Origin of the sequence: Streptomyces sp. NBC_01460 (assembly GCF_036227405.1) — a bacterium.
In the GTDB taxonomy this organism is placed as follows: domain Bacteria; phylum Actinomycetota; class Actinomycetes; order Streptomycetales; family Streptomycetaceae; genus Streptomyces.
On the sequence record NZ_CP109473.1, the window covers coordinates 3,043,551 to 3,066,950 of the forward strand.

Consider the following 23,400-nt stretch of genomic DNA (forward strand, 5'->3'; position numbering starts at 1 on the left):
CTGAGGGCCGGCTCGGCTGAGCGGGGGCGGCCGGGCCAGGGGTCCGGCCGCCCCGTCTCCGCTACAGGTGCGTCGGCTCGAACATCCTGAGCAGCGCGGGAAGCACCACCACCGACGGGCCGGGGGCCGCGAGGGCCGTGCCGAGGTCGGCTGCCAGGGTCTCCGGGGTCGTACGGACCGCGGGGACGCCGAAGGACTCGGCGAGGGCGACGAAGTCCGGGCGGGAGAGCTCGGTCGCCGTGGCCTCGCCGAAGGCGCCCGTCATGTACTCCCGCAGGATGCCGTAGCCCCCGTCGTCGACGATCAGCCAGGTGACGGGCAGGTCGTACTGGCGCACGGTGGCGAGCTCGGCGATCGAGTACATCGCGCCGCCGTCGCCGGAGACCGCGAGCACCGGCCTGGTCCGGTCGGCCGCGGCGGCGCCGATGGCGGCGGGGAAGCCGTAGCCGAGACCACCCGCGCCCTGCGCCGAGTGCATCGTGTTCGGGTGGCGGGCGTCGAAGGCGGACCAGGCCCAGTAGGCCAGGATCGTCATGTCCCAGAAGCTGGGCGAGGTGTCGGGCAGCGCCTCGCGGACGGAGGCGATCACCCGCTGCTCCAGCGTGAGGTCCTGGGCCGCGATCCGCTCGCGGACCCGCTCCAGCAGCTCCCGGACGCGCTCCGCCGCGGTGTCGTCCTTCCGCGGCTCCACCGTGTCCAGGAGGTCGGCGAGCGCCTCGCGGGCGTCGGAGTGGATGCCGAGCGCGGGGTGGTTGGACTCCAGCTTCCCGGCGTCGGCCTCGATCTGGACGACACGGCCGCGCGGGGCGAACGTGTGGTAGTTCGAGGAGAGCTCCCCCAGCCCCGAGCCGACGACCAGCAGGACGTCCGCGGACTCCAGGAAGTCCGTGGTGTGACGGTCCTCCAGCCACGACTGGAGCGAGAGCGGGTGCTCCCAGGGGAAGGCCCCCTTGCCGCCGAAGGTGGTGACGACGGGGGCGTCGATCTTCTCCGCGAGCGCGAGCAGCTTGCCGGCCGCGTCGGAGCGCACGACCCCGCCGCCCGCGATGATCACCGGACGCTCGGCCTTCGACAGCAGATGGGCGGCGGCGACGGTCAGCTCCGGGCGCGGGTACAGCTCACGGGGGGTGGCGTCCAGCGCGCTGACCGGGGGCAGGGTGGTCTCGGCGAGCAGCACGTCCTGCGGGATCTCGACCCAGACCGGCCCGTGCGGGGCGGTCAGCGCGGACTCCCAGGCGGCGGCGATCGCGGAGGGGACCTGCGAGGCCGTGCGCACGGTGTGCACGGACTTCACGACGTCGCGGAAGGACGCCTTCTGGTCGCGGAGCTCGTGCAGGTAGCCGTGGCGCCCGCCGCCGAGCCCCGCGGTGGGGATCTGGCTGGAGATCGCCAGCACGGGCGCCGAGGCCGCGGCCGCCTCCTGGAGCGCCGCCAGCGACGTCAGGGCGCCGGGACCGGTGGAGAGCAGCAGGGGCGCCACCTCGCCGGTGATCCGGCCGTAGGCGTCGGCGGCGAAGCCCGCGTTGTTCTCGACGCGCAGGCCGACGTACGAGAGCGCGGAGCGGCGCAGGGCGTCGAACATGCCGAGTGCGTGCTGGCCGGGGAGCCCGAAGACGGTGGTGGCGCCGAGGCCCTGGAGGGTCTCGACGACCAGGTCGCCGCCGTTGCGGCCGGGCGGCGGGTTCAGGGCCGCCTCCGCCTGCGCGGCGGTGAGCTGCGGCCGGTCGTCGTGGTCGTGACTCACTTGGTGCGGCCTTCCGCGATCTGGCGGGACATGATCGTCGTCAGCTCGTACGCCGTGTGCGAGGCGGCGACGGAGGTGATCTCCGCGTGGTCGTACGCCGGGGCGACCTCGACGAGGTCGGCGGAGACGAGGTGGCAGGAGGAAAGCCCGCGCACGATCTCCAGGAGCTCGCGCGAGGTGAGGCCGCCGGCCTCGGGCGTGCCGGTGCCGGGGGCGTGCGCCGGGTCGAGCACGTCGATGTCGATGGAGATGTAGAGCGGCCGGTCGCCGATGCGCTGCCGCAGCTGGTCGGCGATCTCGTCGACGCCGCGCCGCATGACGTCGGCGGAGGTGACGATGCCGAAGCCCATCTTGGCGTCGTCGTCGAGGTCCTTCTTGCCGTACAGCGGGCCGCGGGTGCCGACGTGGGACAGCGCCTCCGTGTCGAGGATGCCCTCCTCGACGGCCCGGCGGAACGGGGTCCCGTGGGTGTACTCCGCGCCGAAGTAGGTGTCCCAGGTGTCCAGGTGCGCGTCGAAGTGGAGCAGGGCGACGGGGCCGTGCTTCTTGGCGACGGAGCGCAGCAGGGGCAGCGCGATGGTGTGGTCGCCGCCGAGCGTCATCAGCCGGGCGCCGGTGGAGAGCAGGTCGTCGGCGGCGGCCTCGATGGTCTCGACGGCCTCGTCGATGTTGAACGGGTTGGCCGCGATGTCACCCGCGTCGGCGACCTGGGCGAGGGCGAAGGGGGAGGCGTCCTGCGCCGGGTTGTAGGGGCGCAGGAGCCGGGAGGCCTCGCGGATCGCGTTGCCGCCGAAGCGGGCGCCGGGCCGGTAGGAGACGCCGGTGTCGAAGGGCACGCCGACGACGGCGACATCGGCGGTGCCGACCTCGTCGAGCCGCGGCAGCCGGGCGAACGTCGCGGGTCCCGCGTACCGCGGGACGCGGGAGGAGTCGACGGGGCCGCGCGGCGCTTCGTTGCTGCTCATGGGTGCGGGTGCCTTTCGTTCAGCCATGCACGCCTTGTGGGCGTTCATACGGTATTCAGTCTGCCAGGGCCGTTCGGGCCCCGGCTTCGGTGGCCGGTCAGACGCCGACCGGGTCCGGGGCGGCCGCCTCCTCGGTCCCGCGTCCCGCCAGCCGCTCACGCCAGGCGGTCAGGACCGCGGCGTCGGTCGGCTTCGTCGCCAGCGAGACGACGACGTAGACGGCGAGGGAGGCGAGCAGTCCGTAGTAGACCGGCTCGTTGGCGAGGATGCCGTAGCCCGCCATCAGCCCGATGACCGCGACGCCGCCGACGGCCACGGCGGCCAGGGCGCCCGGCGCGGTGCCCCGGCGCCAGAGCAGTCCGCCGAGGATCGGCACCAGCAGCCCGCCGACGAGCAGGTTGTAGGCGACGGTCAGCGCCTCGACGACGTTGTTGAGCGCGATGGCGATCACGATGACCGCGACGCCCATGATGAGGATGAAGGCGCGGTTGCCCTTCACCTCGTCCCGCTCCTCGCCGCCGTCCTTGGCGACCACGCCCCGCAGCCGCGACCAGATGTCGTTGTTGGCCACGGTCGCGCAGGCGATCAGGGCGCCGGAGGAGGTGGACATCACCGCGGCGAGCGCGGCGGCGAGCACCAGCCCCCGCACGCCGACCGGCAGTTCGTCCTTCACGATCGTCGCGAAGGCCGCGTCGGCGCTGGGCAGCGTCGGGTACATCACCTTGGCGGCCGTGCCGATGACGGCTCCGGCGACCGCGTAGACCAGGCAGTACGTACCGGCGACGGTGCCGCCCCAGCGTGCCGTGCGGTCGCTGCGCGCGGTGAACACGCGCTGCCAGATGTCCTGGCCGATCAGCATGCCGAAGGTGTAGATCAGGACGTACGTGAAGATCGTCTCGCCGCCGATGCCCAGCGGGTCGAAGTACTCGGTGGGCAGCTTCGCCTTCATCTCGCTGAAGCCGCCGGCCTTGACGACGGCGATCGGCAGGAGGAGGAGCAGGACACCGATCGTCTTGACGACGAACTGCACCATGTCGGTGATCGTGATCGACCACATGCCGCCGAGCGTGGAGTACGCGACGACGATGGTGCCGCCCAGGATGATCGCCACGGTCCGGTTCACGTCGAACAGGACGTCGAAGATCGTGGCGTAGGCGATGGTCGAGGTGACCGCGAGCATCAGCGTGTACGCCCACATGACGACGCCGGAGATGACCCCGGCCCGGCCGCCGTAGCGCAGGTCGAGCATCTCGGAGACGGTGTAGACCTTCAGCCGGGCGATGCGGGCGGAGAAGAAGACGGAGAGCGCGAGCAGCCCGAGGCCGATCGTGAAGACCATCCACGCGCCGGAGAGCCCGTACTGGTAGCCGAGGCCCACGCCGCCGATCGTCGAGGCGCCGCCGAGGACGATCGCGGCCATGGTGCCGGAGTACATCCAGGGGCCGAGCCGCCGTCCGGCGACCAGGAACTCGCTCTTGGACTTGGCACGGCGCATGCCCCACCAGCCCATGGCGAGCATGCCGAGCAGGTAGACGACGATCACGGCGTAGTCGACAGCCATGGGCTTCCCTCCGTTCCACGCGTTCAACAGGTTCGTGAAGACGGTAGGTGGCCGGAAGCAGACGATGAAGTGTACGTTTCCTCCATTCTGACCTCACAGAGTGGATGGATCATCCATGCCGGACTCCCCCGCCGGACCCCCCGCCCCTCCCATCCCCCTGGCCGAACTGCTGGGCAGGGAGGAGCTCGGGTTGCGCCGGATCGCCGGTCCTGACCACGCGGATCTGCTCTGGGTGCACACCTCGGAGATGGCCGACCCGTATCCGTATCTGCTCGGCGGGGAGCTGCTGCTGACCGCCGGCGTCCAGCTGAAGGACGCCGACACCTATGTCGCCCGGCTCGTCCAGGCGGGGGCGTCGGCGCTCGGCTTCGGGGTGGCACCGGTCCACGACACGGTGCCGGCGGCCTTGGTGGAGGCGTGCGAGCGGCACGGGCTGCCGCTGCTGGAGGTCCCTCCGGAGACCCGCTTCACGGCGGTCGCCCGGGCGGTGTGGCGGCTCATGGCGGAGGCGCGCCACCGTGAACTGCGCCGGGTCACCCGGGCCCAGCAGGCCCTGGCGACGGCGGCGGCCCGCCCGGACCCGGTACCGGCGGTGCTGCGCCAGCTCGCCGTGCAGCTGGAGGGCCGGGTCGCGCTCCTCACCGCCGACGGCGGGGTGCTGCACGCGGCGGGCGGGCGTACGGCACCGGACGTGCAGACGGCACTGGCCCGGCTGGCCCGGGTGGTGGCCCCCGCCGCACCTGCCCCCGCCGCACCGTCCCAGCCCCCTTCCCCCGGCCGGAAGCCGAGCCCCTCCTCTGCGGCGGAGACCCGGGGAGACACCCATCTGTTCGCGTACGCGCTGGGCGGCGGCCAGGGACTGGCCCTCGCCCTCGCGACCTCCCGCCGCGACTCCGGCGACCACACCGTCGCGGGGATCGCCGTCGTGCTGCTCTCCCTGCTCACCGCCCCGCACCAGGGCGCCGACGCGGCGGGCCGTTCGGCCGCGCTCGTACGTCTCCTGCTCGGCGCGTCCCCGCAGGACGTGGCCCCGCTGCTGGGCGACGGCGACTCCTGGACGGTGGTCCACGCCCGCCGCGCCGACGGCGCCCCCGCCGACCCGCTGAACGCCGGGGCGCTCGGCGCGGCCCTGGGCTCCGCCCTGTCGGACGTGGACCGCGCGACCGTACGGGTCCTGCTCCCCGGCCCCCACGAGCCGGTGACCCCGCGGCCCGGCTGGACCCTCGGCGTCTCCGAACCGTCCCCGGTCGCCGCCCTGCCCGACGCCGACACCCAGGCGGCTCGCGCCCTGGGCCACGCGGAGGCGACCCGCGCCCCGCTGAGCACCCACCGCCCCGGCACCGGAGGCCTCGCCGGCCTGGTCCCGGCCGACCGGGCGGAGGCCCACGCCCGCGCCCTGCTGGCCCCCCTCAACGGGCCCCTGGCCGAGACCCTGCGCTGCTGGCTGAGCCTCCACGGCAGCTGGGACCGCACGGCGGTCGCCCTCACGGTCCACCGCAACACGGTCCGCCAGCGCATCGCCCGGTGCGCGGCGCTGCTGGACATGGACCTGGACGACATGGACGTACGGACGGAGCTGTGGTTCGCGCTGCGCTCCTGCCCCTGAGGGCCGTCCCCCTCCTCCGTGCCACGGCGCGCGGAATGTATCCGCCGTGTATGCCCGCCCCCTTGAATCGCCGGGTCACCCGACGACAAGGGGAGAACCATGCACAGGAATGTCCGCCGCACCCTGACCACCCTGAGCGCGTTCGCAGCCGTCATGGTCACCGGTCCGGCCGCCGTCGCGGCGCCGGTCGTGAACGCGTCGGAGGCCGCCGTGGCCGCACGGCCCGCCTTCAAGATGCCCTTCGAGTGCGGCCAGACGTGGCTCGGCAGCAACTGGTCGGGGCACAGCCCCGCGCACTCCATCGACTGGAACCACTACGACGCGAACGGCAATCCGGACGACACCGGCCGCAGGGTGTTCGCCAGCGCCGGTGGGACGGTCCTCGACTCGTACTACTCCACGACCAGTGGGTACGGGAACACGATAGTCATCGGCCACGGGGGCGGCTGGCAGACGCGTTACGCCCATCTGCAGACGCGTTCGGTGCAGGCGGGGGACACCGTCGCCGTGGGGCAGAAGATCGGTGAGGTCGGCAACACGTCCGCCCTCTACGACCTCTCTCCCCACCTGCACTACGAGCAGAAGCTCGACGGAGCGGTCGTCGTCGCGGTCGTCCAGGGAGTGACGTGGGGCGACTACCTCAAGCGCAACCAGGTCAGCAACAACAGATGCTGACGCGCCTCCTGATGCCGGCGGGAGGACGTGCCACCACCCGGTGAGCTCGGTGCGGGGGTGCGGGGGTGGCGGCGGCCACTCCCGCACCCCCCCACCCCCGCACCCGCGCACCGGTGCTCACCGCATCGAGCGGAGCCTGGCGTCCACCAGACCCGCCTCGGCGGGTACGTCCAGCCGGTGCCAGGTCGCCAGGGAACGGCGGAAGTAGTGCCGCGCGGTCTGCTTGCGGCCGGTCGCGTCGTGCAACTCGCCCAGCAGGCAGGCCACCCGGGCCTCGGCGCGGCGGTCACCGAGCTGCTGCTGCACGGCGAGCGCCCCGATCAGCAGCGCCGAGGCCTCGCCGGCGTCGCCCTGGCGCAGGCAGAGTTCCGCGATGCTCTGCTGCACGTAAGCCGCACAGTGCAGGTCGGCCAGCTCGTCGAAGATGCCGAGGGCACGCTCCAGTTCACCGCGCGCCGTCCGCGGCTCGCCGCGCAGTTCGTGCAGCACGGCGATCCTTCGGCGCACCTGTGCCTCACGGTGCCGGTCCCCGACGGCACGGGACAGTTCCAGGGCCCCACGCAGCCAGCCGGCGGCGGTCTCCGGGTCCTTGCGCTCCAGCCAGACGGAGGCGATCGCGTTGCGTGCCACCGCCTCGCCGTGCCGGTCGCCCGCCGCGGCGAAGTCCTGGAGCGCGTCGGTGAACATGCCCAGCGCGGTGCCGAGTTCGCCCACGACCCGGTGGACCGATCCGGAGCCCACCGCGGCGACCGCCGTCCCCGTCGGGTGGCCGAGCCCGGCGAAGAGCTTGCGGGCACGCTCGAAGGACGTGAACGCGTCCGCGTACCGGTCCTGGTAGAGGTGGAGCTGCCCGAGGTTGCGCAGCAGGGCTGCCGCCCGGACGTCGTCGTGACGCGGCATGGCGTCGAGTGCGAGCCGGTGGGTCCGCAGCCAGTCCCCGTAGTAGCCGCGCATGTCGAAGAAGCCGGCCAGCTCGATCGCGAGGTCGGCCGCCCGGTCGGTCCGGCCGAGCCGGACGGCGGCGTCGACGGCGGCCACGAGGTTGCGGTGCTCGCTCTCGAACCAGTCCACGGGCCTGGCGCGCACCACGGGGGCGACATCGCGGGCCGGTCCCTCCGGCAGGTCCTGCTCGTCGGGTTCGCCCAGCACACCGAGGAAGCGGGTGGGCATGGCGGCGTTGGCGGTGCGGGCGAGAGCGACGAGCGCGTCGATGACCCGGAGGCGACGCCGCAGCCGCGTCTCCTGGTTCTCCGTCAGCGCCAGTTCCCTGGCGTAGGAGCGCAGCAGATCGTGCATGCGGTAGCGGTTCAGACCGAGATCGTCCCTGCCGACGACCTCGACGAGGTGCTCGTCGAGCAAGGTCTCCAGCCCTCCGGCCGCCTCACCGTCGCACCCCGTCGCGACGGCCACGAGCCAGCCCGGGACGGCGTCGTCGGGCAGGTCGCCGAACGTACGGAAGGCGTGGGCGGCGGGCTCGGGCAGATGGCGGTAGCTGAGTTCGGCACTGGCGCGCACCTCCAGTTCACCGGAGCGGACCGCCCCGAGCCGCCCGCGCTCGTCGCGCAGCGAGTCGGCCAGCGTGCCCACGCTCCACCCCGGCCGGTTGACCAGCCGTGCGGCCGCGATCCGCACCGCCAGCGGGAGTGATCCGCACTCGGCCAGGACACGGTCGGCATCGGCGCCCTCCCGGCGCAGCCGGTCCGCTCCGACGACGGCCCCGAACAGGGCGCGGGCGTCGTCGTGCCGCATCAGCCCGAGCGGGCAGGCGTACGCGGGCAGCCCGGGCATCCGGCGCCGGGAGCTGACCAGCACCGCCGAGCCGCCCGTACCGGGGAGCAGGGGGCTCACCTGCGCGCTCCCCAGGGCGTCGTCGAGCACGACGAGGAAGCGCCGCTGCGCCAGCCGGGAGCGGAACATCGCGGCACGTTCGCCCTGCTCACCGGGGATCGCGCTGTCGATGACCCCGAGTCCGCGCAGCATCTCCGCCAGGACGTCCGCCGGCGCGCGGGGGCACTCGCTCGTCCCGGCCAGGTCGACGAAGAGCTGACCGTCGGGGAACGCGTCACGCACCCGGTGGGCGACATGGACGACCAGCGTCGACTTCCCGGCCCCCGGCGGTCCCGACACCGCCGCGACCACGGGCTGCCGTCCGGCGGTGGACAACAGCGCCTCCAGGTCGGCGACCTCGACGGCGCGGCCGGTGAAGTCGGGGATGTCCATGGGCAGCTGGCGGACGGGAACGGGCGGCAGCGGGCGGCGGCGCCCGGTGTAGCCGTTGACCTCGGCGCCGATGGCCCGCAGGGACGCGCTCGGCGCGATCCCGAGCTCGGCGGCGATCACCCGCTCCGCCTCGGCGTACGCGGACCGCGCCTCGGCGCCACGGCCCGCGTCGTGCAACGCGTGCACGAGCATCCGCCACAGGTCCTCCCGCAGGGGGCTCTCGGCCAGCCGCGACCGCAGCCCGGAGACCAGGTGGGCGTAGTCCCCGAGCCGGAGCCGTAACTCCAGACACTCGTCCGCCGCGACCGACCGCAGCCCGTCCATGCGCGCGACGGCCGGGTCCCAGACCACACTGGAGGGCACGTCCTGGAGCACCCCGCCGCGCCAGAGACCCAGGGCCGATTCGTAACCGCGCAGCGCGGTGGCGTCCTCGCCGCGGTCGCGGGCGGCGCGGGCCGCCGCGAGCCGCTGCTCGAAACACGTCATGTCCAATGCGCCGGGCGCGACGTCCAAGGAGTACCCGGCGGGCTCGGTACGCAGACCGCCGACCGCGCCGGACGGCAGCAGCCCACGCAGCGTCCGTACGTAGGTGCGCACGTTGGCGACCGCGGACCGCGGGGCGCCACCGGGCCAGAGGACCTCCGTCAGGAGGTCCAGCGAGACGAAACCGTTCGGCTGGAGCAGCAGCGTCGCCAGTACGGCCCTGGGCTTGGCCCCGCCGATCCGTACCGGCACACCGTGCGCCTTCACCTGGAGCGGCCCCAGGACCCCGAATGTCGGCTCCCCCACCGCGCGCCCCCGTGAGTATCGGCAACTGCGGTGCAGCGTAACGATGTTCGAAGTCCGTCGACGTGAATTCCGGGTGACGGCACCCGCTCGATACGGCCCCGCGTCCGGTCGGCGAAAACGCAGACCCCGGTGCTCCGCCTTCCCCCGCCCGCCGATGAGGGAGGGATCAGGCCGAGGTGGCCCTGCTCAGGCCTGCCCCGGCGAGCACGCCGGTGCGGTGCCGCTCCTGTCGGGCCTCAGGGACATCCGCACCAGGCTTCCCGACTCACTGATCAACAGCTCCGGCACATGGTCCTCGTAGAACCGGATCTGCCCGATCACCCCCTCGGTGGCGGAGTGCCGCGCCAACTGCTCCAGGAGCGGATCGAGGTCGGGGAGCGACTCCGCGTGCACCTCCTGGCGTGCGGTGAGAGCCCACCCCGCGCCGGTCCGGTGCAGCTCGCCGGTCAGCAGACCGCCGATGCGCGCCGCCGGTCCGCGCTCGGCGAGGAGGGGGAACACGTCGTCCACCAGGGCCATTTCCTCCGCAGGGCCACCCGCCGTCGCTCCGGACGGCCCGCCGCCCGCCCCGGGAGCGGTGCCGAGGTGCCACCTCAGCTCGTCCACGAGCGCGTCCGGCACCGTGGCGCGGAGGTTCAGCGCGAGGTCAACTGCGTACATGTCACCCATACCCGCAGCGTATGCGGGCGCGGTGGGCGGGAGACATACGGCCGACCGCCCAGGGAAGAACTCCCGCGTTCCCTCCCGTCCGGCCGGCAGGACGCGGACACCGTCCTCAGACCCCGGCGGTGCAGAACACGCAGCCCTCCCAGAACGGCAGCGCGCCCAGCACCCGGTGGCGTACGCACGAGGTCGTCGCGGCCTCGTGCGTACCCGGCAGGACACCCGCGTCGCTTCGCGCGGTCGCAGGGGCGAACGCCTCCACCATCGCCCGGTACGTACGCAGGTACCCCTCGGCGTGGGGCGGCTCGTACGTCAGCTCCTCCCACCGGTGGCGGGTCAGGGCCAGATCGAGGACGCGCAGCAGGAAGTCCTTGGCGGCGGCCCGCTCCTGCGGCGTGTCCCCCCAGTCGAGCTCCGCCAGGTCGAAGCCGACCACGCCACGCCCCATCACGTTCTGGTCCTGGAGCGTCAGCAGAGCGGCGAAGCGGAAGTCCCACAGCTCGCGGGCCAGCGTGGACACGGCGAGCATCAGCACGTCCACGAAGACCTCGGTGCCGCCGTTGGACATGCTCAGGTGCCGGCCGCCCTCTCCGTGAAACACGTTCATGGCCCGAGAGTAGAGCGGGAGGAGGCCACGGCGGGCCAGGCTCCGCGCAAGGCCCGTGGCCCACCCGCCGACGCTGCGGGTGGACCCCCTGGCGGCCCCCGGTCCCCGTGGTTCCGGCGGCCTCCAGGAGGTCGGACCTCGTCTCTCGCTACGGCCTGATCAGCAGAGGCAGGGCTCCGACTCCCAACCCAGGCCGCCCACGCCGCTCCGCAGCGCCCCCGCGTACGCCTGCACCTCGTCGACGTCACCGTGCAGGTATTCGCCCCAGCCGTCACCGGCCTTGGCCCGGCCGATCTGGAGGGCACCCTCGCTGTGCCAGCCGTCGCTGAGGGTCGTGGTGGCATCAGTGTTGGTCTGGCCGTCGAGGTAGAGCTTGATCGTGTCGGCCCCGTCGTCATAGACGACAGCGAGACGGTGACCCTGCCCCACCCCGCCATCGGCTCCCTTGACCCAGGACACCACCTTCTCGGGGGCTCCGGCCTCGTCCTTCACCGGCATCACCAACTGCCAGGTACGTGTGGACGGCTCGTAGCGCACCTTGAACGCGTCGGTGTGCTCACCAGCCTGCGAAAGCACGGTCATCGGATGGGCCGGCGCGGATTCCGCGAGGCGCACGACGACGCCGAGAGTGAAGCTGTCCGCCGTGTCCACGACGGGCCCGTCGGTAGCGGCGTACCCCGTCTCGCCGTCGAGGCTCAGATGCCCCTCGCCGACGAGCGGAAGGGGCACGGGCTCGCAGTCCGGGTCGGCCTCCGGGAGGCAGGAGCCCTCGGGGATCCGGTAGACCGAAGCGCCGGGACCGAGCCGGAGCGGAGCGCCGCCCGACTGCTCGGGGGTCGCTCCGTCCACGGCGTCCGACATCGACCAGTGGCCGAGCAGCTTCGGCTTGCGCAAGGCCAGCTCGGCCACCTCGTCCGGCACGACGACCCGGTCGTGGACCTGCACGTCGCCGATGTCGCCGTGCCATCGGTCGCGGTAGCCGGCGGCGCCACGAGCGCGTCCGACCTGGAACGCACCGGGCGCCTCGGCCGGAGACACCTCGGCCGGTACGCCGACCTCGGCACCGTTGACGTAGAGATGCGAACGACCTGTCTCGGCGTCGTACAGCCCCAGGAGATGGGCCCATTCCCCTGTCTCGGGCGCACCGCCGGACACCTGCTCACCGCCGATCGCGAACGACCAGGCGGGACCCCCGTCACCGCTGCGCAGGCCCAGGGTGAAGCCGGGCTTTCCGTCCGCGTCCTGACTGACGACGGTCATGGCCCGGCCGGTCTCGGCGGGCCGCACCCAGGCACTGGCCGCGAAGGACTTCCGGATGTCGACGGCCGGGGCGCCGGTCGTGAGGAAGCCGTGCCCACTGCCGTCGAAGCTCGCGGTGGCGGAGGCCCCGGTGCCCGAGGGTGCCGAGCCACCGAACGTCACGCCCGTACCGGCGCTTGCGGCGGTCCCGGTCTCCGCGGCGGCGGTGCGGGAGCCCGCCGGGTCGTCCAGCTTCCAGCGGGCGACCGGGGCACGCCCGGACTTCACGTAGAACCTGTACCGCGACTCCCCACTGCTCCGCCCGGACCGGTCGATCGCGCGGACCGTCAGGGTGTTGGGCCCGTCCATGAGCGGCAGGTAGGACAGGGTCGCGGCGGCACCAGGGCTCTCGGCTTCGGCGGTCCCGTACGGCCCACCGGTGAAGTTGTACCTGTACGACACCACGTCGTCGGAGGGCGAGTCCATGGTGAAGGTGCCGTAGACGCCCACCCCGTCCACCCAGAGCACGTCTTCGGGGTATTCGGGGGAACTGATGGTCGCCTTCTCGGGGCTCACGTCGTCGACGACGAACGAGCAGACCGACCCCTCGTCTTCATCGCTCCACGGTGAGGTCGCCTTGCCGTCGTCGGCGCGCACGCGCCAGGAGACGACGGTGTTCGCCGGGACGTCGTCCGGCATCCTCCAGTAGAAGTTCGACCCGGACGACAGGGTGATGGAGGTGTACGTACGACGCTGCTCGGCACCTGCCGTGTCTGTCCACCAGGCCTCGAACTCGGCGGTGACAGAGCTGTATTCGGACGGCTGGTTGTCCGCCTCCGGGTCGTACAGCTTGGCACTCAGCCTGGGGACCTGTGAGACATACGGTGTCTCGTCGGCGGTCGCGCAAGGCTCCTGCTCCGACTGAAGGTCCTGGACCAGCGGCTGCTCCGGCGGCAGGTTGTCCATCGCGTACGCCGTGCCGGATGCCGTGGCCAGCAACGCCCCCACGCAGCCGGCCACCACCATCCGTCTGTGTCTTGTCATACGTCCGGACCTGTTCATATGCCCCTCCCCTGTCCGCACTTGCGGCTCGTGATCACACGAGCCGCCTGAAGCTAACAGAGAGCACCGACAGCGCCGAAGCGGTTTACTGCCGCCCACTCACGCCCCGCTGCGGACCCGATTCAGCCGGAGTGCCGAGACGAGGAAGAACACGCCTCCGAGGAAGGCGTAGCCGGCGAGGTTCACGAGGGTCGGATCGCCGCTTCCGGCCTGCGCGCCGAACGACGCGCCGGCCAGCACGGAGATGGCGCCGCTGATGATCATCGGCCACTGGCCGCCCAGTGACCGGCGAACGGCACCCGCGACGAGTTGGACGATCCCGGAGGCGACAGCCCAGGCTCCCCAGACCCGGAGGACGTCCGGGATGCCGGATGTGGCGGCGACCGCCAAGCCGAGCACGGCCAGCGAGCTGATCGCGATGTTCACGCACAGGGCCGGTGCCGTACCGCCGTTCGCCTTCGCGGAGCGGACGTCGACGATCGCCGCCGCGACATCGAACAAGGGATAGACGACCAGGAGCGTCACGCTCACCGGCCCCAGGGTGTCGGCGGTCGCGAACAGGAGGCCGGCCCAGACTGCCGCGAACGCGAAGCGCACGAGGTACAGCGTGCGCAGGGTCGCGGGAACGCTGGGGGACGTCGTGCTGACGAGAGTGTCCACGAGGGTGCCTTTCGGTGAGGGCCCATTGATACCGAACGGTCGAGTCCCCGCGGGCCACAGCCGACGAGGGAGAACGTTCGGTCTCATTGATTACAGATGCCCGACGAAGGCCTGTCAATACCGAACGTTCTACCTCGGCGATTTGCTAACCTGACGGCATGAGCCGGAGCACAGAAGGCCGCAGCACGTCCGAGGCGCGAGCACGGCTGCTCTCCACCGCGACCAGGATCTTCTACGCGGAGGGGATCCACTCCGTCGGCATCGACCGGATCACCGCGGAGGCCAAGGTGACCCGGGCGACGCTGTACCGGCACTTCACCGGCAAGGAAGAGCTCGTCCTCGCCTATCTGGACCAGGCCGACCAGGGAATCCGAGGGCAGGTCGCCACCGCCCTGGCGGGCAGCCGGTCAGCCGTCGACAGCGTCTGGGCGGTGACCGCGTCCCTCACGGAAGGCATCCGGTCCCCCGGCTTCCGTGGCTGCGCCTTCCTCAACGCGGTCGCCGAGTACCCCGACCCCGAACACCCGATCCACCAGGCCGTCCTGGCCCACCGGCAGTGGTTCCTGGACACCGTCACGGACCTGCTGGCAGAGACCGGCGACGCACCCGCCGAACCCGCCGCCCGGCATCTCGTCATGCTCCGGGACGGCGCCATGGCGGCCGGCTGCCTCTTCGACCCGGTCCTGGTGTCCGAGACCTTCCTGCACGGCGTCGAGGGAATCCTCCGCACGCGCGGCGGGTCGACGTCCGCGCCGGACACCCCCACCTCCGGCACCACGGCCACGACTTCCTGAACCGAGGCGGGCCCCCGCCGTCGAGGCCCCCGCACGATCGGCGCGCCCCGTCGCAGCCGCCGCCCAGCCCCGTCGGCAACCCGGTTGGCACCCCTGCCAACACTCCCACCCAGTGCCCGATATGCCGGATCTTCCAGCATGCGCAACCGGGGGTTGACCATTCCCTCACTCGCACCTAGGTTTCTCGCAACCCGCTGGTACATCGATTAACCACCCTGGTTAACGTCCTGGTTGGAGACATCCCGCTGTGCGCTCACCCCTGAGTCGGCGCGGTTTCCTAGCCGCTGGTTCCGGCCTCGCCGCCGCTACCGCGCTGCCCGCAATGTCCGGCTGCTCCACCCTCGCCTCGGCCGATTCCGACCCCGGCACCCTCGTCGTCCACACCCAGCTCGGGACCACCGCGCCGGGCTCCCCCACCTACACCGCCGCCGTGAAGGCCTTCGAGAAGGAGAACCCGGGCCTCCGGGTCAAGAACCTCGTCAACGGCGACGACCTCCCCCAGGTGTACGAGACCTCGCGACTGGCCCGTAAGGAGCCGGACGTGGTCATGGTCAACCTGTACGACAAGACGCTCGCCTGGACCGACGTCGGCGCCACCGTCGACGTAAAGGGCTACCTCGACGACTGGGGGCTCCGCGAGCGCGTCCTGCCCGCGGCCCTGGCGGAGTGGACCGACGCCAAGGGCAGGCTGCGCGCCTTCCCGTACTTCGCCACCAACTGGCCCGTCGCCTTCAACACCCACCTGCTCGACCGGGCCGGCGTCAGCTCCGTGCCGACCACCGGGGACCAGCTCGTCGGCGCCGCGCGGAAGCTGCGGGCCAAGGGCATCGCCCCCGTCACCGTCGGCGGCAACGACTGGACCGGGCAGAAACTGCTGGCCCAGATCATCCAGACCTTCCTCACCCGCGAGGAGGCCCGGCAGGTCTACACGACCGGCGACTTCAGCGGCAGCAGGGGCGCCCGTGAGGGCATCGACTACTTCGTGACGCTCCGCGACGCCGGCGTCTTCGCCGACAAGGCGCAGGGGCTGACCTCCGACACGATGACCACGCAGTACAACACGGAGGCGGCGGCCATCCAGTCCGCGATGTCCTCCGCCCTGGCCAAGGTCCCCGCGAAGGCGGCCGGGCACACGGAGATCGGCGGCTGGCCGCTCGCCCCGGGCGCCGCCCACGAGAAGCCGACCATCCTGCGCTCGTACACCCTGATCGGCTTCTGGATCAGCCCCAACGGCGTCAAGAAGCTGTCCTCCGTCGAGAAGTTCCTCCGCTTCATGTACCGCCCCGAGGTGGTGGCGCGCTTCATCACCGAGAGCGGCCGGGACATGGCGCTCGTGACCGACACGGTCAGCAAGGACTTCCCGCTGGTGGCCGACGCGCAGCGGCTCGGCGACGACGTCGGCCAGGTGCTCCTGCCCGACCTGTACGTCCCGCCGACCGCCACCCAGCCGCTGATCACCGCGACCAGCACCGCCTTCACCCGGGGGACGAGCGCGGCCTCCGTGCGCTCCGCCCTGGAATCCGCCTACCGCACGGCCTGATCCGCGCGCCCGAGCCTTCTGCGAGTCCTCCTATGACGATGCTCTCGTCCGCCCCGGGCGGCGCCTCGGTCCGCGGCCCGGCCGCCCCCTCACCGTCCGCCACCACCACCACGAAGCGCCGCACGCAGGGCGGGACCGTCCTCGCCCTGCCCGCGCTGGCCTGGTACCTGATCTTCATGGTCGGCCCGCTGGTCGCCATCTTCGTGATCGCCGTACTGCACTGGCCGGGCATGCTCCAGCCGGTCTCCTTCGCCGGCGCCGGCAACGTCCGCGCCGTCCTCGACGACCCGGTCTTCTGGGACGCGGTGCGCAACACCGCCGTCCAGCTCGCCGTGGCACTGCCCCTGATGATCATCGGGGCGTACATGCTCGGCTACTACGTCGCCCAGAAGCCGCCGGGCCACCGCGTCCTGCGTTACCTGCTCTTCATCCCCGGGCTGATCTCCACCCCCGCCAAGGCGATGGTGTTCTACGCGGTCCTCTCCCCGGACGGCCTGCTCAACGGGGCGCTGGACAAGGTGGGGCTCGGCTCGATGACCGACGCCTGGCTCGCCTCGCCCTCCACCGCCCTCGCCTCCCTCATCGTCCTCGACGTGTGGAGCGGCATCGGGTTCACCGCCGTCCTCTTCGCCGCCCGCCTCGGCAGCGTGCCGGACGAGATCGGCGAGGCGGCACAGCTCGACGGCGCGGGGCACTGGCGCGCCATGTGGCGCATCCACTTCCCCGTCATCCGGGACTTCGTCGGCGTCGTGACGATGCTCCAGTTCCTCTGGACGCTGTTCGGCTCCGCGCAGAACGTGCTGCTGCTGACGCAGGGCGGCCCGGGGAGCTCGTCGACGACGCTGTCCTTCCTGGTCTACCAGAAGGCGTTCATCGCGGCCGACCTCGGCTACAGCCAGACCGTCGGCGTGGTCCTCTTCCTGGTCGGCCTGGCCGGGCTGCTGACCATCCGTCGCGTCTTCCGCCAGAACTACTGATCGGAGCTGGTCCCATGAAGTTCGGAAGGTCCTGGCTGCCGGCGCACATCTTCGCCTGGCTGTACATGGTGCTGCTGGTCGTCCCCCTCTACTACCTGCTGGTCTCGGCGTTCAAGACGAACGACCAGATCTTCGGGAGCCCCTTCTCCCTCCCCACGTCGCTGTCGACCGCCAACTTCACCGAGTCGTTCACCTCGGCCCACCTCGGTCCGGCGGTCCTCAACTCGCTGCTCGTGACGGCCCTCGCGCTGGTCCTGACCCTGGCGCTCGCGATTCCCGCCGCCTTCGCCATCGCCCGCACCGAGGGCCGGATCGGGGCGCTGGTCGAGCGGGTGTTCTCGCTCGGCTTCCTGGTCCCCACGTTCGCCGCGCTCTTCCCGACGTTCCTGCTGGCCGCCGCGACCGGGCTGTTCCACACCCGTGCCTTCATGGTGCTGTTCCTGCCGGCCACGGCGATGCCGCTCTCCGTCGTCATCCTGGTGCAGTTCATGCGGACCATCCCGCGCGAGATGGAGGAGGCCGCGCGCATGGACGGCGCGTCCACCTTCGCCGTCCTGCGGCACGTCTACACACCGATGTGCATGCCGGGCATCGCGACGATCCTGCTGCTGAACTTCCTGACGTTCTGGAACGAGTACCTCTACTCGCTCGTCATCATCGGCCCCGACCCGGACCTGCGGACGGTACAGGTCGCGCTGCCCACGCTGAAGTCCCTCACCGGCACGGACTACGGCATCCTTACGGCGGGCACGGTGCTGACTCTCGTCCCGGTCTGGGTGGTCTACACCGTGCTCCAGAAGCGGATGCAGCAGGCCCTCGTCAGCGGAGCGGTGAAAATGTGAGCCAGCCTCAAGAAGTACGTACCGTCGCACGCCCCACCATCAAGGCGGTGGCCGCCGCGGCGGGTGTGTCCACCGCGGCGGTCTCCCAGGCCGTCAACGGCACCGGCCGGATCTCGGAGGCCACCCGCCGCCGGGTCATGGACGCCGCCACCGAGCTGGGCTGGTCCCCCAGCGCCTCCGCGACGGCGCTGCGCCGGGCCCGTACCCGTACGATCGCGCTCGTCGTCCGGCGTCCCACCGACGTGCTCGGCTCCGACCCGCACTTCAGCGAGCTGATCACCGGCCTGGAGGGCGAACTCGCCCCGCGCGGCTACGGTCTGCTGCTCCACCTGGTCGCCGACATGGCGCAGGAGAACGCGCTGTACGAGCGTCTGGTCGCCGAGGGCCGTATCGACGGTGCCGTGCTGACGGACGCCCGCGCCGACGACCCCCGCCCGGAACTGCTGCGGAGCCTCGGACTGCCCGCCGTCCTGCTGGGTGCCCCCGACGCCGCCTCGCCCGTACCCCGGGTCGGGCTCGGGCAGCAGGGCGCGGGCATAAGGGAGGCGGTCGCCCACCTGCTGGAGCTCGGCCACCGGCGCGTCGCCTACGTCGCGGGCCCGGCCGAACTCCTGCACACCCGGCTGCGTCTGTGCGCCTTCGAGGAGGCGCTGGCCGAGGCGGGGCTCGGGCCCGTCGCCGTACGGCACAGCGACTTCACCGAGCGGGCCGCCGTGGAGGTCACCGAGGAGCTGCTCGCGCTGCCCGGCCGGCCGACGGCCCTCGTGTTCCCCAACGACTCCATGGCCGTCTGCGGCATCGGCACGGCGCAGCGCGCCGGGCTCCGGGTGCCCGACGACCTGTCGGTCGTCGGCTACGACAACCTCTCGCTCGGCCGCTGGGTGCACCCCCGGCTCACCACCGTCGACCAGCAGGTGCAGCGCGTCGGCGCCGCCGCCGCCCGCACCCTGCTCGCCGGCTGCGGGGAGGACGTACCCCCGCCGGTGCTCGACGGCCGCCCGCGCCTGGTCGTACGCGAGTCGACCGGCCCGCTGAGACCCCCGACCTGAACCGACGCACCACCCCGGCACCCCCGCACATCGAAGAGGACCCCGACACACCATGCGACGCCACAGCGCCCAGCTCACCCACGACTCCGCCGTCCTCCCGTGGCTCGGCGCCAACTTCTGGTCCCGCACCGGCGGTCCGCTGATGTGGCGTAACTACGACCCGAAGACGGTGCGGGAGGAGCTGTCCGTGCTCCGGGAGCACGGACTGAACATGACCCGTTCGTTCTTCTACTGGCCGGACTTCCACCCGGAGCCCGGGCGGATCGACGAGGAACTCTGCGACCGTTTCCGTGACTTCCTGGACGCCCACCACGAGCAGGGCATGGGTACGGTCCCCACCTTCATCGTCGGGCACATGTCGGGCGAGAACTGGGACCCGGCGTGGCGCGGGGACCGGGATCTGTACGAGGACGTGTGGCTCGTCGGCCGCCAGGCGTGGTTCGTCTCGCAGATGACCCGCCGCTTCAAGGACCACCCCGCGGTCACGGGCTGGCTGATCACCAACGAGATGCCCGGGTACGGCCGGATCTACCAGGTCGACCCGCCGTCGAGCGAGGTGGTCACCGCCTGGGCGCAGTTCATGTGCGACGCCGTGCGCGCGGCGGGCGGCACCCAGCCCGTGTCGCTCGGCGACGGTGCGTGGGGCATCGAGGTGACCGGCCGGGACAACGGCTTCTCGCTGCGGGAGACCGCCGAGTACGTCGACTTCGTCGGGCCGCACGTCTACCGCTCGGACACGGACCGGCCGCGCCAGCACTACCGGGCCGCGTTCGAGTGCGAGCTGGCCGCCGTCACCGGCCAGCCGGTCGTCCTGGAGGAGTTCGGGCTCTCGACGGACACGGTCTCGGCCGCGAACGCCGGGGTCTTCTACCGCCAGACGCTGCACAACTCGCTGCTGGGCGGGGCCACCGGCTGGATGGCGTGGAACAACACGGACTACGACGACCTGTGGGAGCAGTCGCCCTACGACCACCACCCCTTCGAGATGCACTTCGGCATCACGGACAGTGCCGGCCGGCCGAAGGAGCCGCTGCGCGAGCTGGCCGCCTTCGCCAAGGTGCTGGAGCAGGTCGACTTCCCGCGCTGCCGCCGCACCGACGCGGACGCCGCCCTCGTCGTCCCCGCCTTCCTGGAGCGCGGATACCCGTACAGCCGGCCGGCCGACCGCCCGCTGATCTTCACCTCGCTGCACCAGGGATATGTGGCGGCGCGCGGCGCGGACCTGCCGGTGGCATTCGCCCGTGAGGCGGACGGGCTGCCGGACGACGCCTCGCTGTACCTGCTGCCCTCGACCCGCCAGCTGACCACCCGCACCCGCCGTGCGCTGGAGCGCCGGGCGAAGGAGGGGGCCACGGTCTATCTGTCGTTCTGCTCGGGCGAGTACCCGACGACCCGGGGCCCGTGGTTCCACGACCTCGACGGGCTGTTCGGGGTGGAGCTCCAGCTCTCCTACGGGGTCGCCGAGCCGATCGAGGACGACGTCCTGGAGATGACCTTCACCGAGGACTTCGGCCCGATAGCCGCCGGTGAGGTGCTGACCTTCCCGGTCGCGGGCAACGAGGACAGCCGGGCCTATCTGCCCGTCGTCCCGGACGGCGCACGGGTCGTGGCCACCGACGCGCACGGCCGGCCGGCGCTGCTGCGCTACGAGACGGGGGCCGGCCGCACCGTCCTGGCGACGTACCCGCTGGAGCACATGGCCGCCCGTACGGCGCGCGCCAACCCCGAGCAGACCCACCGGCTGTACGCGGCGCTCGCCGAACTCGCGGGTGCGGCGCGGCCGGTGACGGTGGACTCCCCGTACGTCAGCGCCGACACGCTGGTCCGCGAGGACGGCACGCGGTTCCTGTGGCTGGTGAGCCAGTCCGGCGAGGAGCTGACCGTGTCCCCGGCGGCGGACGGGGAGCTGCGCGAGCTGACCGGCGGCGACCCGGTGCGCGAGGTGACGCTCGCCCCGTACGGCGTGCGCGTCCTCGAACTGCGCTGAACGACCGCCCTCCCCGACCCCTGAGGTGATCCGTCCCATGTCCGAGCCGCTGTTCCGCGACCCCGAGGCGCCCGTCGCCGACCGTGTGGTCGATCTGCTGTCGCGGATGACGCTCACCGAGAAGGTGGGTCAGGTCAACCAGCGGATGTACGGCTGGGACGCCTATGAGCGCACCCCGTCCGGCCACCGGCTGACGGACGCGTTCCGGGCGGAGGTGGCGGTCTGCGAGGGGATGGGCGCGCTGTACGGACTCCAGCGCGCCGACCCCTGGTCCGGTGTGACGGCGGAGACGGGGATCGGCGCCGGGGACGGGGCGCGGGTCTCCGACGCCGTGCAGCGGTACGTCGTGGAGAACACCCGGCTCGGGATCCCGGTCCTGCTGGTCGAGGAGATGCCGCACGGCCTCCAGGCCCTCGACGGGACCCTGCTGCCGGTGAATCTCGCGGTCGGCGCCACCTGGGACCCGGAGCTGTACGAGGAGGCGGCGGCGCTCGCCGCCGCCGAGCTCCGGGCCCGGGGCGGCCATGTCGCGCTGGTCTCCGCGCTCGACCTGGTGCGGGATCCGCGCTGGGGCCGCGCGGAGGAGTGCTTCGGCGAGGACCCGTATCTGGCGGCACGCTTCACCGAGGCGCTGGTGCGCGGTGTGCAGGGCCCGGCGGGCGACCGTATCGGGCCGGACCGGGCGGCCGTCGTGCTCAAGCACTTCGCGGGGCAGGGCGCCACGGTAGGCGGCCGCAACAGCGCGGCCACCGAGCTGGGCGCGAGGGAGCTGCACGAGATCCACCTCGTGGCGGCGCTGGCGGGCGTGCGGGCCGGGGCCGCCGGGGTCATGGCCGCGTACAACGAGTTCGACGGGGTCCCGTGCGCGGCGAGCCGCCATCTGCTGACGGAGGTGCTCCGGGAACGATGGGGCTTCGGCGGGCTGGTGATGGCCGACGGGCTCGCGATCGACCGGCTGGTGCGGATGGCGGGCGATCCGGTGGCGGCCGGTGCCATGGCCCTGCGGGCCGGGACGGACCTGAGCCTCTGGGACGACTGCTACCCACGGCTGGCGGAGGCGGTCCGCCGGGGCCTGGTCGACGAGTCCGCGCTCGACACGGCGGCGGGGCGCGTGCTGGCGCTCAAGTTCCGCCTCGGCCTCTTCGAGAACTCGTACACGACCGCGCGGCCCCCGGCCCCCGGGTGTCTGGAGCGGCTGAGCGAGCGCATCGCCCGCGAGTCCGTCACCCTCCTGGAACACGACGGAGCGACGCTGCCGCTCGCCGGCCGCCGTATCGGGACCGTCGCGGTCATCGGGCCGAACGCGGACTCCGTGCCGCAGCAGATCGGCGACTACACCGCGCCCCAGCGGCCCGGCACCGGCAGCAGTGTGCTCGCCGGCATCCGGGCGGCGGCTCCCGAGGGCACCACCGTCACGTACGCCCCGGGCTGCGGCCTCGTCGGCGGTGACCGGTCGGGTCTTCCCGGGGCGGTGGCCCTCGCAGCCGACGCCGATGTGGCGGTGCTGGTCCTCGGCGGTTCGAGCGCACGCGGGTCCGGCACCCGCTTCGACGCCAACGGCGCTGCTGTCGTCGCCGCCGGGAACCCGGTGGAGATGACCTGCGGCGAGGGCGTCGACCTGGCCGAACTGGGGCTGCCCGAAGGCCAGTCGGCACTTCTGGAGGCCGTCGCCGCGACCGGGACCCCGGTGGTCGTGGTGCTGGTCCAGGGCCGGCCGCACGCCCTGCCGGACCTCACGGGGACGGCGGCGGCGGTGCTGAGCGCCTGGTATCCCGGCCCGTGGGGCGGAAGGGCGGTCGCGGACGTCCTCTTCGGGGCGGCCGGGCCGCAGGGGCGGCTGCCCGTCTCCGTGCCCCGCTCGGCGGCCCAACTGCCCGTGTTCTACAACGGCAAGGACCACGGCTACCGGGGGTACGTCGACCAGCCCGCCACCGCCCGCCATCCCTTCGGGCACGGGCTGACCTACACGACGGTGGAGTACGGGGATCCCCGGTTGTCCGAGGCGTCCCTGGCTGCGGACCGGCTCGACGGGCCCGAACCGCCGACCTGCACGGTCCGTGTCACCAACACGGGCGGCCGGGCGGTGTCGGAGACCGTCCAGCTCTACGTCCGCCGGGTGCTCGGCGGATCCTCCTGGCCCCGGGTGCGCGAACTACGTGGCTTCGTCCGGGTGGACCTGGCGCCGGGCGAGAGCACCGACGTCACGTTCCCGCTGGACGCACGCACCCTGGCCTCGCTCACGTATGCCGGTGAATGGGCTGTGGAACCGGGCGAGTTCGCCATCGGAACGGGGCCGTCGTCACACCGCACCCAGGAGGCCGGGCTCACGGTGACAGCAGGGGCTCACGGTGACAGCGGGACAGGAGGGTCGGCGCGCTGACCGTCGACGACGAGGGCGGCCGTGCGGTAGCCGCGTCCCT

At 72.5% G+C, this 23,400-nt stretch carries 17 protein-coding genes; 9 read left to right on the forward strand and 8 right to left on the reverse strand.

Translation table 11 applies throughout. The annotated features are described in order from the left end of the window. Positions 1–61: 61 nt before the first annotated feature. The 3 genes from OG488_RS13435 to OG488_RS13445 form a co-directional block, all read right to left on the reverse strand. Positions 62–1,744 (reverse strand): thiamine pyrophosphate-binding protein, encoded by a 1,683-nt coding sequence (locus OG488_RS13435; RefSeq protein ID WP_329229057.1) that lies wholly within the window; start codon positions 1,742–1,744, stop codon positions 62–64. Further along, the gene (speB, locus tag OG488_RS13440) at positions 1,741–2,709 is read right to left on the reverse strand and encodes an agmatinase (RefSeq protein ID WP_329229059.1); all 969 of its coding nucleotides are present in this window, start codon (positions 2,707–2,709) and stop codon (positions 1,741–1,743) included. The genes OG488_RS13435 and speB overlap by 4 nt, the downstream gene beginning before the upstream one ends. Before the next feature lie 97 nt (positions 2,710–2,806). Beyond that, positions 2,807–4,270 (reverse strand): sodium:solute symporter, encoded by a 1,464-nt coding sequence (locus tag OG488_RS13445; RefSeq protein ID WP_329229060.1) that lies wholly within the window; start codon positions 4,268–4,270, stop codon positions 2,807–2,809. 115 nt (positions 4,271–4,385) lie between these two features. Between OG488_RS13445 and OG488_RS13450 the strand changes: the two genes are divergently transcribed. Together OG488_RS13450 and OG488_RS13455 are read left to right on the forward strand one after the other, a co-directional pair. Continuing rightward, complete coding sequence (locus tag OG488_RS13450; protein ID WP_329229062.1) at positions 4,386–5,876, forward strand: PucR family transcriptional regulator; 1,491 nt, start codon at positions 4,386–4,388, stop codon at positions 5,874–5,876. A gap of 99 nt (positions 5,877–5,975) precedes the next feature. Then, positions 5,976–6,551: a M23 family metallopeptidase gene (locus OG488_RS13455; RefSeq protein ID WP_329229064.1), complete on the forward strand. Its 576-nt coding sequence runs from the start codon at positions 5,976–5,978 to the stop codon at positions 6,549–6,551. 117 nt (positions 6,552–6,668) lie between these two features. Here the strand turns inward: OG488_RS13455 and OG488_RS13460 are convergent, their stop codons facing one another. From OG488_RS13460 to OG488_RS13480, 5 genes are all read right to left on the reverse strand, one after another. Beyond that, a complete protein-coding gene (locus tag OG488_RS13460; protein WP_329229066.1) occupies positions 6,669–9,560 on the reverse strand; it encodes an AfsR/SARP family transcriptional regulator in 2,892 nt (963 codons plus the stop codon). A gap of 186 nt (positions 9,561–9,746) precedes the next feature. Beyond that, a complete protein-coding gene (locus tag OG488_RS13465) occupies positions 9,747–10,229 on the reverse strand; it encodes a hypothetical protein (protein WP_329229068.1) in 483 nt (160 codons plus the stop codon). 106 nt (positions 10,230–10,335) lie between these two features. Next, positions 10,336–10,830 (reverse strand): hypothetical protein, encoded by a 495-nt coding sequence (locus OG488_RS13470; protein ID WP_329229069.1) that lies wholly within the window; start codon positions 10,828–10,830, stop codon positions 10,336–10,338. Positions 10,831–10,989: 159 nt separating this feature from the next. Next, positions 10,990–13,113 (reverse strand): LamG domain-containing protein, encoded by a 2,124-nt coding sequence (locus OG488_RS13475; RefSeq protein WP_329229071.1) that lies wholly within the window; start codon positions 13,111–13,113, stop codon positions 10,990–10,992. Between the two features lie 117 nt (positions 13,114–13,230). After that, entirely contained in the window at positions 13,231–13,791 is a 561-nt protein-coding gene (locus tag OG488_RS13480; protein WP_329229073.1) for a hypothetical protein, read from the reverse strand. A 158-nt stretch (positions 13,792–13,949) separates the two neighbouring features. Between OG488_RS13480 and OG488_RS13485 the strand changes: the two genes are divergently transcribed. The 7 genes from OG488_RS13485 to OG488_RS13515 all read left to right on the forward strand — a co-directional run bounded on the left by OG488_RS13485 (position 13,950) and on the right by OG488_RS13515 (position 23,360). Continuing rightward, positions 13,950–14,585, forward strand: coding sequence for a TetR/AcrR family transcriptional regulator (locus OG488_RS13485; RefSeq protein WP_329229075.1), 636 nt, complete (start codon positions 13,950–13,952; stop codon positions 14,583–14,585). Positions 14,586–14,832: 247 nt separating this feature from the next. Beyond that, a complete protein-coding gene (locus tag OG488_RS13490; RefSeq protein WP_329229077.1) occupies positions 14,833–16,125 on the forward strand; it encodes an ABC transporter substrate-binding protein in 1,293 nt (430 codons plus the stop codon). A gap of 32 nt (positions 16,126–16,157) precedes the next feature. Further along, positions 16,158–17,102, forward strand: coding sequence for a carbohydrate ABC transporter permease (locus OG488_RS13495; RefSeq protein ID WP_329229079.1), 945 nt, complete (start codon positions 16,158–16,160; stop codon positions 17,100–17,102). Between the two features lie 14 nt (positions 17,103–17,116). Continuing rightward, on the forward strand, positions 17,117–17,944 hold the full coding sequence (locus OG488_RS13500; protein ID WP_329229080.1) for a carbohydrate ABC transporter permease: 828 nt from the start codon (positions 17,117–17,119) through the stop codon (positions 17,942–17,944). A 47-nt stretch (positions 17,945–17,991) separates the two neighbouring features. Beyond that, on the forward strand, positions 17,992–18,993 hold the full coding sequence (locus tag OG488_RS13505) for a LacI family DNA-binding transcriptional regulator (protein WP_406466282.1): 1,002 nt from the start codon (positions 17,992–17,994) through the stop codon (positions 18,991–18,993). 52 nt (positions 18,994–19,045) lie between these two features. Next, complete coding sequence (locus OG488_RS13510) at positions 19,046–20,980, forward strand: cellulase family glycosylhydrolase (protein WP_329229084.1); 1,935 nt, start codon at positions 19,046–19,048, stop codon at positions 20,978–20,980. A gap of 37 nt (positions 20,981–21,017) precedes the next feature. Further along, entirely contained in the window at positions 21,018–23,360 is a 2,343-nt protein-coding gene (locus tag OG488_RS13515) for a glycoside hydrolase family 3 N-terminal domain-containing protein (protein WP_329229086.1), read from the forward strand. Positions 23,361–23,400: the final 40 nt, after the last annotated feature.

Excerpts from the sequence above, each read along its gene's own strand:
- speB (WP_329229059.1), bottom strand. The coding sequence starts at position 2,709 with ATGAGCAGCAACGAAGCGCCGCGCGGCCCCGTCGACTCCTCCCGCGTC.
- OG488_RS13445 (WP_329229060.1), bottom strand. The coding sequence starts at position 4,270 with ATGGCTGTCGACTACGCCGTGATCGTCGTCTACCTGCTCGGCATGCTC.
- OG488_RS13450 (WP_329229062.1), top strand. The coding sequence starts at position 4,386 with ATGCCGGACTCCCCCGCCGGACCCCCCGCCCCTCCCATCCCCCTGGCC.
- OG488_RS13455 (WP_329229064.1), top strand. The coding sequence starts at position 5,976 with ATGCACAGGAATGTCCGCCGCACCCTGACCACCCTGAGCGCGTTCGCA.
- OG488_RS13465 (WP_329229068.1), bottom strand. The coding sequence starts at position 10,229 with ATGGGTGACATGTACGCAGTTGACCTCGCGCTGAACCTCCGCGCCACG.
- OG488_RS13470 (WP_329229069.1), bottom strand. The coding sequence starts at position 10,830 with ATGAACGTGTTTCACGGAGAGGGCGGCCGGCACCTGAGCATGTCCAAC.
- OG488_RS13475 (WP_329229071.1), bottom strand. The coding sequence starts at position 13,113 with ATGACAAGACACAGACGGATGGTGGTGGCCGGCTGCGTGGGGGCGTTG.
- OG488_RS13485 (WP_329229075.1), top strand. The coding sequence starts at position 13,950 with ATGAGCCGGAGCACAGAAGGCCGCAGCACGTCCGAGGCGCGAGCACGG.
- OG488_RS13495 (WP_329229079.1), top strand. The coding sequence starts at position 16,158 with ATGACGATGCTCTCGTCCGCCCCGGGCGGCGCCTCGGTCCGCGGCCCG.
- OG488_RS13500 (WP_329229080.1), top strand. The coding sequence starts at position 17,117 with ATGAAGTTCGGAAGGTCCTGGCTGCCGGCGCACATCTTCGCCTGGCTG.
- OG488_RS13510 (WP_329229084.1), top strand. The coding sequence starts at position 19,046 with ATGCGACGCCACAGCGCCCAGCTCACCCACGACTCCGCCGTCCTCCCG.
- OG488_RS13515 (WP_329229086.1), top strand. The coding sequence starts at position 21,018 with ATGTCCGAGCCGCTGTTCCGCGACCCCGAGGCGCCCGTCGCCGACCGT.